The 8,098-nt window shown below is 65.2% G+C and carries 9 protein-coding genes; 3 read left to right on the forward strand and 6 right to left on the reverse strand.

From position 1 onward, the window contains the following. Window positions 1-114: 114 nt before the first annotated feature. The 4 genes from EOA28_RS16650 to rplS all read right to left on the reverse strand — a co-directional run bounded on the left by EOA28_RS16650 (window position 115) and on the right by rplS (window position 2,973). Window positions 115-912: a transporter substrate-binding domain-containing protein gene (locus EOA28_RS16650; RefSeq protein WP_126063671.1), complete on the reverse strand. Its 798-nt coding sequence runs from the start codon at window positions 910-912 to the stop codon at window positions 115-117. Window positions 913-1,080: 168 nt separating this feature from the next. Continuing rightward, entirely contained in the window at window positions 1,081-1,581 is a 501-nt protein-coding gene (locus tag EOA28_RS16655) for a MarR family transcriptional regulator (RefSeq protein WP_127250206.1), read from the reverse strand. Beyond that, window positions 1,578-2,012, reverse strand: a complete 435-nt coding sequence (locus EOA28_RS16660) for an organic hydroperoxide resistance protein (RefSeq protein WP_127250207.1) — start codon at window positions 2,010-2,012, stop codon at window positions 1,578-1,580. Before EOA28_RS16660 ends, EOA28_RS16655 begins: the two co-directional genes overlap by 4 nt. Window positions 2,013-2,451: 439 nt before the next feature. Next, the gene (gene rplS, locus EOA28_RS16665) at window positions 2,452-2,973 is read right to left on the reverse strand and encodes a 50S ribosomal protein L19 (protein ID WP_127250208.1); all 522 of its coding nucleotides are present in this window, start codon (window positions 2,971-2,973) and stop codon (window positions 2,452-2,454) included. Window positions 2,974-3,338: 365 nt separating this feature from the next. Here rplS and EOA28_RS16675 point away from each other — a divergent pair, with 365 nt between their 5' ends. Next, entirely contained in the window at window positions 3,339-4,091 is a 753-nt protein-coding gene (locus EOA28_RS16675) for a sulfite exporter TauE/SafE family protein (protein ID WP_127250210.1), read from the forward strand. A gap of 361 nt (window positions 4,092-4,452) precedes the next feature. On the opposite strand, the gene trmD is transcribed toward EOA28_RS16675, so the two are convergent. Further along, window positions 4,453-5,148, reverse strand: coding sequence for a tRNA (guanosine(37)-N1)-methyltransferase TrmD (trmD, locus tag EOA28_RS16680; protein WP_127250211.1), 696 nt, complete (start codon window positions 5,146-5,148; stop codon window positions 4,453-4,455). After that, window positions 5,145-5,744 (reverse strand): ribosome maturation factor RimM, encoded by a 600-nt coding sequence (rimM, locus tag EOA28_RS16685; RefSeq protein ID WP_127250212.1) that lies wholly within the window; start codon window positions 5,742-5,744, stop codon window positions 5,145-5,147. The genes trmD and rimM overlap by 4 nt, the downstream gene beginning before the upstream one ends. A 97-nt stretch (window positions 5,745-5,841) precedes the next feature. Here rimM and EOA28_RS16690 point away from each other — a divergent pair, with 97 nt between their 5' ends. Together EOA28_RS16690 and EOA28_RS16695 are read left to right on the forward strand one after the other, a co-directional pair. Beyond that, the gene (locus EOA28_RS16690; RefSeq protein ID WP_127250213.1) at window positions 5,842-6,780 is read left to right on the forward strand and encodes a tyrosine recombinase XerC; all 939 of its coding nucleotides are present in this window, start codon (window positions 5,842-5,844) and stop codon (window positions 6,778-6,780) included. Window positions 6,781-7,083: 303 nt separating this feature from the next. Beyond that, on the forward strand, window positions 7,084-8,098 hold a 1,015-nt coding region (locus tag EOA28_RS16695), incomplete at its 3' end, for a TraB/GumN family protein (protein ID WP_128315062.1).

Raw genomic sequence — 8,098 nt, forward strand, 5'->3', positions numbered from 1 at the left:
ACATTGCGCCCAGTCCCCCCTCTCTGCCCTGCCGGGCCCGGCAGGGCAGAGAGGGGGGACTGGGCGCAATGTCAGCGCGATTTCCTGCAAACTCACCGCGCGCAGCAAGACGAGCTACTGCCCCATCTTGTAATCGAGGAACCACTTCTTGTTGAGCTTGTCGAACGTGCCGTCGGCCTTGAGCGAGGCGATGGCGGCGTTGACCGGCTTCACAAGGTCCGAGCCCTTGGGGAAGATGAAGCCGAAATCCTCGGTGCCGAGCGGGCCGCCGATCAGCTTCAGCTTGCCTTCGGAAGCATCGACATAGCCCTTGCCGGCGGTGCCGTCGGTCAAGACGACATCGACGTCGCCCGCCTTCAGCGCCTGCACGGTCGCGCCGAAGGTCTCGAACAGCTTGATGCGCGGGTTCTGCTCGTTGCCGTCGAGCACGCTGTAGACGGCGGTGTAGAAGGGCGTGGTGCCGGGCTGGGCGCCGATCAAACCGTCCTTGAAGGCGCCGAAGCTCTTGGCGTCGGTGAAGCGGCTTTCATCGCCGCGCACCAGCATGAACTGCTCCGAGCGCATATAGGGGTCGGAGAAGTCGACCTTCTCCTTGCGGTCGTCCTTGATCGTGATGCCGGTCATGCCGATGTTGTACTGGTTGTCCGAAACCGCCTGGATCATCGCGTCCCAGGAGGTGTTCTGGTACTCGACCTTGAAGTTCAGCCGCTTGGCGATCTCGTCCATCGCGTCATATTCCCAGCCGATCTGCTTGCCGGTCTTCTTGTCGATGAACTGCAGCGGCGGATAGGCGTTTTCCGTCACCACCACGACCTTCTTGCCGCCGAGGTCGGGCAGATTGTCGGCGAGCGCGGCGACAGGCGCGAGAAGGCAGGCCACCATGGCGGCCAGCAGCAATTTCGACTTGGTCATGACAAATCTCCGAAGGTGCGACCGCGCTGCAATTTCGCGGCCTGAGAAAATCCGGCGCCGACTTTAGCTTGCCGCAAGCGCCATGCAAGCCGGTCCGCTGCGACGTCGCGCGCTATACGCAAATCCAATGCTCTTCGGAAACGGTTTTGTGGACGGCCTTTGCGGCGATCAGTCCTGATCGGCGGTGGCCTCACGCAGCCCGGCGACCAGCCGTGTCAGCGTGCCGTGCAGAGCCTTCAGCTCGGCCCGCTCCAACGGCATGCCGCAGCTTAGCCCTTCCTGCACGTCCTTCATCTTGGCCCGCAGCGCCTCGCCCTTCGCGGTCGGCTGGACCAGCACCCGCCGTTCGTCGGCGGCATCGCGCCGGCGCGTGACGAGGCCGCCCGCTTCCATGCGCTTGACCAGCGGCGTCAGCGTCGCCGAATCCAGACCAAGTGCCGCGCCGAGCTCGCCGATCGTGCTCGGCGAATGCTGCCACAGCGCCAGCATCGCCAGATATTGCGGATAAGTTAGGCCGAGCGGGTCGAGCAGCGGCCGGTAGAGCTTGGTCATCAGCCCGCTCGCCGAATAAAGCGCAAAGCAGAGCTGCTGGTCGAGACGCGGCACGGCGATAGCCCCGGCGTCTTGCGCCGGGGCTTGCTTGGCCATGGTTTCGGTTGTCGTCGTCATGCTGCCTTTGCCGGAAGCGCCGTGGTAGACAGCGCCACGTCGATATTGCCCCGGATGGCGTTGGAATAGGGGCAGACCTTATGCGCTTCCGATACAAGCGCCTCTGCGCCCGCCTGATCAAGCCCCTTGATCTCGGCAGCCAGCGCGACGCCGAGGCGGAAGCCGCCCTGGTCGTTAGGATAAAGGCTGACCGTGGATGTAATCGAAGCGTCCTCGAGCGGCAGCTTCTGCTGGCGGGCGATGAAGCGCACCGCGCTCTCGAAGCAGGCCGCATAGCCGACGGCGAAAAGCTGCTCCGGATTGGTGGCGCCGCCCTTGCCGCCGAGCTCCTTCGGCATCGCGAGGTCGACCTTGAGCAGGCCGTCGCTGGTTTCGCCGTGACCGTTGCGGCCGCCGCTGACGTGAGCCTGGGCGGTGTAGAGTGCAGACATTTTTGATCTCCGTTGATTTGTACACGATTATTTAGTGTACAATATAGCTGGGTGTCAAGGGCCACGATGTGTGCCCGTCTTCGGTGTTCAGATGAATCGGTGGCAGGCCCTCAGCTTCGTCATCCACGGGCGGAGCGACGCGAAGCGGAGCGAAGACCCGAGGATCCATTCCGTTACCTCAGCTACGGAGTGCAGCGGGGCAGAATTCTGCACCGTTGCGGAGCCTCGATGTCACGGAATTGATCCTCGGGTCTGCGCCGCGTCGCTTCGCTCCTTGCTCCGCCCGTGGATGACGAAGCTCAGGCGTTTCAGCCAACCACCAAGGCATGCGCGAACGCAGGTTGGATAGGAACTGATCGGGGAGCCGGTAGGTTTGGGCTTTCCGCCAAACGAAAAAGGCGGCCGAAGCCGCCTTTCCGGAACCTGTTTCGCAGAAGCCTTATTCGGCCGAAGCAGCCGCGGCGGCGGCCTTCTTCTCGGCGGCTTCCTTGGCGGCCGTCTCGGCGGCCAGCGCCTGGGCGGCGGCGACCTTCTCGGCCTCGATGCGGGCGCGCTCTGCGTTCAGCGCATCACGCTCTTCGTCGTTCAGCTTGCGGGCGCGCACGCCGGTGTTTTCCGAAATGCGGGCCGACTTGCCGCGACGGTCGCGCAGGTAATAGAGCTTGGCGCGGCGCACCTTGCCGCGGCGCACGATCTCGACGCCCTCGACCATCGGCGAGTAGACCGGGAAAACGCGCTCGACGCCTTCGCCGTAGGAAATCTTGCGGACGGTGAAATTCTCCTGGAAGCCGGAGCCGGAGCGGGCGATGACGACGCCCTCATAAGCCTGGACGCGGGTGCGGCTGCCTTCGGTGACGCGCACCTGGACGCGCACGGTGTCGCCCGGCTGGAATTCGGGCAGCTTGCGCTTGGCTTCGATCTTGGCGGCCTGTTCGGCCTCGAGCTGACGGATGAGATCCATCTCAAATATCCACTTCTTTTCTTCCGACAGTCAGAGCGTCCTCACTCGCCTTGCAGTTCCAACGACCGCTCGGCTATGCCCTTTGTCGAAACATCGGGCAGGGACGGCTACACCGCCATTTGTTGACGGGTCCAGAAGATCGTTCTTCCGGTTCGGGCGGCGACATACAGCTATTTCGGCGCTTTGTCACGTCCAAATGCATGTCGCCCAGAAGTGTGCGCGGTTCTGGGACGACGATATGCATCGAAAAAGAACTTTAAGGCATATTTTTTGAGCTCCTGGTACCATCTTATTGCCTCATGCCGGGTTGCGCGAGCACGCCAAGCTTTCTAAGCCGGAAACGTGTATTCCCGGACCTTCCCTCCATGACATTCTCCGATGCCGTCCTGCTCTTCCTCGCGGGCTTTGCCTCCGGCGCCGCCAATGCGGTCGCCGGCGGCGGCACTTTCCTCACCTTCGGCGCCATGACGGTGGTCGGCCTGCCGCCGATCGTCGCCAACGCCACCTCCTCGGTGACGCAGCTGCCGGGCTACATCACCTCGACGCTCGCCTATTGGACCGATATCCGCCACTTCTGGCGCGGCGCCCTGCTGCTTTGCCTGATCTCGGCGCTCGGCGCCCTGGCCGGCTCGCTCATCCTGCTCGCGCTCACCAATCCGTCCTTCCGCGCCCTTGTGCCCTGGCTGCTCATCGCCGCCACCGCCCTGTTCGCCGCCGGGCCGTGGCTGAAGCCGGCGGCGGGACCGGAGCACCAGGCCTCGGTCGGCTCGCTCGCCGGTTCGATCGCGCAGTTCGCGACCGCGGTCTATGGCGGCTTCTTCGGCGCCGGCATGGGGGTGATGATGCTCGCCACGCTCGGCCTGACGCAAGCCGGCGATTACCACCGGCTGAACGCTTTGAAGAACATGCTGTCCATCGTGATCGCGGTCGTCGCCATCCTGGTCTTCGTTTCCGGGGGCGTCGTCGCCTGGCCGCAGGCGATCGTCATGATCCCGGGCGTGGCGCTCGGCGGCTATGCCGGCGTGTGGATGGCCAAGCGCGTGCCGCAGGCCGTGGTGCGCGGCTTCGTCGTCGGGGTCGGCCTGCTCCTGGCTTTCTATTACTTTACCAAAAGCTGAGAACTATGATCCCGAACCGCGGGACCGCGTAAGCGAAAAGTGGGTACCGGTTTCGGCGCAAGCCTTGGAGATCGGCTGGAAACGCCCGTTGCGATCGTCATCCACGGGCGGAGCAAGGAGCGAAGCGACGCGCGCAGACCCGAGGATCCATTCCGTGACGTCGAAGCGCTGCTCACGATGCAGAATTCTGCTCCGCTGCGTTCCACGGCTCAGGTCACGGAATGGATCCTCGGGTCTCCGCGACGCCGCTTCGCGGCTGCTCCGCCCGGGGATGACGAAGTTGGGAGGCTTCAGCCAATCTCCAGTGTTTGTGCTGACGCCACGGAAATGGTTCGCCGGTTCCGTGAAACGGTGAACCGCTTTAGCGGGGTGGATCGTCCGCCAGGAGGTCAGGCCGCCGTTCCCGCGTCAGCTTCTCCGCCTCCGCGCGCCGCCATTCGGCGATCTTCTTGTGGTTGCCCGAAACCAGCACGTCCGGGATCGGCCGGCCTTCGAACTCCTGCGGCCGCGTGTAATGCGGATGCTCGAGCAGGCCGTTCTCGAAACTCTCTTCCTCGCCGGACACCGCATTGCCCATGACGCCCGGCAGCAGCCGCACCACGGCGTCGAGCAGCACCAGCGCGGCCGGCTCGCCGCCCGACAGGATGAAATCGCCGATCGAGACCTCCTCGAGCGCCCGCGCGTCGATCAGGCGCTGGTCGACGCCTTCGAAGCGTCCGCACAGGATGACGACGCCCGGACCGGCGGCAAGCTCGCGCACGCGAGCCTGCGTCAGCGGTTTGCCGCGCGGGCTCATCAGCAGTCTTGGACGCTCATCGCCCGGCGGCGAGGCGTGGTCGATGGCTTTGGCCAGCACGTCGGCGCGCATCACCATGCCGGCGCCGCCGCCGGCCGGCGTGTCGTCGACCGTGCGGTGCCTGTCGGTGGCGAAATCGCGGATCTGGACCGCCTCAAGCGACCACGTCCCGGCCTCAAGCGCGCGGCCGGCGAGCGACAGGCCGAGCGCGCCCGGAAACATCTCCGGATAGAGCGTCAGCACGGAGGCGGCAAAGCTCAACGGTTGCCCCCGGCATCCTTCGGTCCGCGCGGCCGGCCCTTCGGGTCGAAGCCGGACCGGCCAGGTGCTTCACCATCGTCCTCATCCTCGACAAGGCCGGCCGCCAGCGGATCGACCTCGACGAAACCGTCGGCGATCGCGACATGCGGCACCGCGGCCTGCGTGAACGGGATCAGCACGCCCTTGCGGCCGGCAAGGGTGACATCGAGTATGTCGCCGCCGCCGAAATTGTGCACGGCGACGACCTTGCCGATGACGCCGGTATCGTCCCGGACGTCGAGGCCGATGAGATCGGCATGATAGAACTCGTCCTCCTCGCCGTCGTCAGGCAGCACCGAACGGTCGACGAAAAGCTCCGTGCCGGCCAAAGCCTCGGCGGCATTGCGGTCGTTGACGCCCTTGAAGCGCACCACCACCACGGTCCCGGCAGGCCTGATATCCGTAATCTGGAAGGCGCGGCCGTCCTTGGCGAAGAGCGGGCCGTAATCGGCCAGCGCCAGCGGATCGCCGGTGAAAGTCTTCACCCTGAGTTCGCCCTTGATGCCGTGCGCGGCACCGATGACGGCCATCTGTACGGGGTTTTCGAGCTTCGACATGGCGGCACTTCCTTTGCCTTGCTCTAGCCCTCTGACGCTATCATTTCAATGACGGCCTCTTCACCGCTTCCTAACCTCGACACCTGACAATGCCGCCATGCAGGAATTCCTCATCCCCGCAAAACCCGATCTCCAGGCGGCGCGCGAGACCTGGCTGAAGACACTGGCGCATGAGCGCCGGCTGTCGACGGAGACCGTCGAAGCCTATGAACGCGACACGCGCCAGTTCCTGCATTTCCTGACCGGTCATCGCGGCGGCCCGCCCGGCATTTCCGACATCGCCGACCTGCGTCCCGCCGATCTACGCGGCTTCCTCGCCAAGCGCCGCAGTGACGGCGCCGTCGCTCGCACGCTGGGGCGCGGTCTTGCCGGCATCCGCTCGCTGCTGCGCTTTCTCGAAAAACGCGGCCTCGTCAACGCTGCGGGTGCCATCGCTCTGCGCGCGCCGCGCCAGCCGAAATCGCTGCCCAAGCCGCTCACGGCAAGCGACGCCAGAAAGGTCGTGGCGATGGAGGGCCAACTCGCGGAAGAGCCCTGGATCGCGGCGCGCAATGCCGCCGTGCTGACGCTGCTCTACGGTTCCGGCCTGCGCATCTCCGAAGCGCTCGGATTGACGGGCGCCGATCTGGCGACGGAAGCCGATACCGTGCTGCGCGTCACCGGCAAGGGCGGCAAGACGCGGCTGGTGCCGGTGCTGCCGGTGGCCCGCAGGGCGGTCGCCGAATACCGCCGGCTCTGCCCCTTCCACATCGGTCCCGACGGCCTTTTGTTCCGGGGCGCTCGTGGCGGTCCGCTCAACCCGGCCATAGTCCAGCGCGAGATGGCGAAGCTGCGCTCGGCGCTGAACCTGCCCGACACCGCGACGCCGCATGCCCTGCGCCACTCCTTCGCCACCCACCTGCTCGGCCGCGGCGGCGACCTTCGCACGATCCAGGAGTTGCTTGGCCACGCCAGCCTGTCGACCACCCAGATCTACACCGGCGTCGACACCGCCAGGCTGCTCGACATCTACGAGAAGGCGCATCCCCGCGCCTGATCCCGCCTGACTTCGTCATCCACGGGCGAAGCGACGCGAAGCGGAGCGCAGACCCGAGGATCCATGCCGTGACGTCGAACTGTGGCTCAGCGGAGCAGAATTCTGCACCGTCGCAACGCGTTGAGGTCACGGAATGGATCCTCGGGTCTGCGCGCGTCGCTTCGCTCCTTGCTCCGCCCGTGGATGACGACCCGATGGACGTTTCCGCTAACCACCAAGGGCATTCCATCCGACAACGCACCTCGAACAATTTCACCGCGCCGATTAACCGTTTTGCCGCTTTTCAGCGCTAAGACCCTTCCCATGAAACGCGTCATCGCCATTGCCGACCGCGCGGCCCTTGTCTCGTTGAAGCTGCTTGCGGCGCTCAATCTGCTGTTTTTCCTGTCCTTCATCGTCGTTCTGCTGCTCGCAAGCCGGGCGCATGCCGAAGCGCCGAATTGCGCCGGCATCGATCTTTTGACCGCGCTGGAAAAGAACGATCCAGCCGCCTTCAAGAAGGTCGAGGCCGAAGCGGCGGCCGTTCCGAACGGCAAGGGCCTGTTGTGGAAGCTGGAGAAGCCGGGCGAGAAACCGTCCTATCTGTTCGGCACCATGCACATGACCGACACGCGCGTCACCACGCTGCCGGCCGCCGCGCAGAAAGCCTATGACGGCTCCGGCACCGTCGTCATCGAAACCACCGATGCGATGGACAAGGCCAAGATGATGGCCGCGATGGCCAGCGAACCCGGCCTGATGATGTTCACCGACAACACCACGCTGTCGTCGCTGCTGTCGCCGGACGATGCGGCGGCGCTGAACAAGGGGCTCGACGCCCGCGGCATCCCGCCGGCGACGGTCGCCAAGATGAAGCCGTGGATCCTGTCGGCGATGATGGCACTGCCGGCCTGCGAGGTGGCGCGCCAGTCCGCCGGCGAACCCGTGCTGGACGTCAAGCTCGCTTCGGACGCCAAGGCCTCGGGCAAGGACGTCGAAGGGCTCGAGACCGCCGTTGGCCAGCTACGCGCGATGGCGTCGCTGCCGCTCGAATTCCACATGAAGAGCCTGGTCGAGACCATGAAGCTCGGCGACAAGGTCAACGACGTCAACGAAACGATGATCGTGCTATACCAGCGCGGCGAGGTCGGCATGTTCTGGCCGCTGTTCAAGGCGGTGCTGCCCGAGACCGCCGATGACCAGGCCGGCTATGCCGCCTTCGAGCAGACCATGATCACCAGCCGCAACAAGGTGATGGCCGCGAATGCGATGCCGATTCTGGCCAAGGGCAACGTCTTCATGGCCGTCGGCGCCATGCATCTGCCCGGCCCGGAAGGAC

The sequence above is a fragment of the Mesorhizobium sp. M2A.F.Ca.ET.067.02.1.1 genome, from assembly GCF_004023285.1.
Classification (GTDB): domain Bacteria; phylum Pseudomonadota; class Alphaproteobacteria; order Rhizobiales; family Rhizobiaceae; genus Mesorhizobium.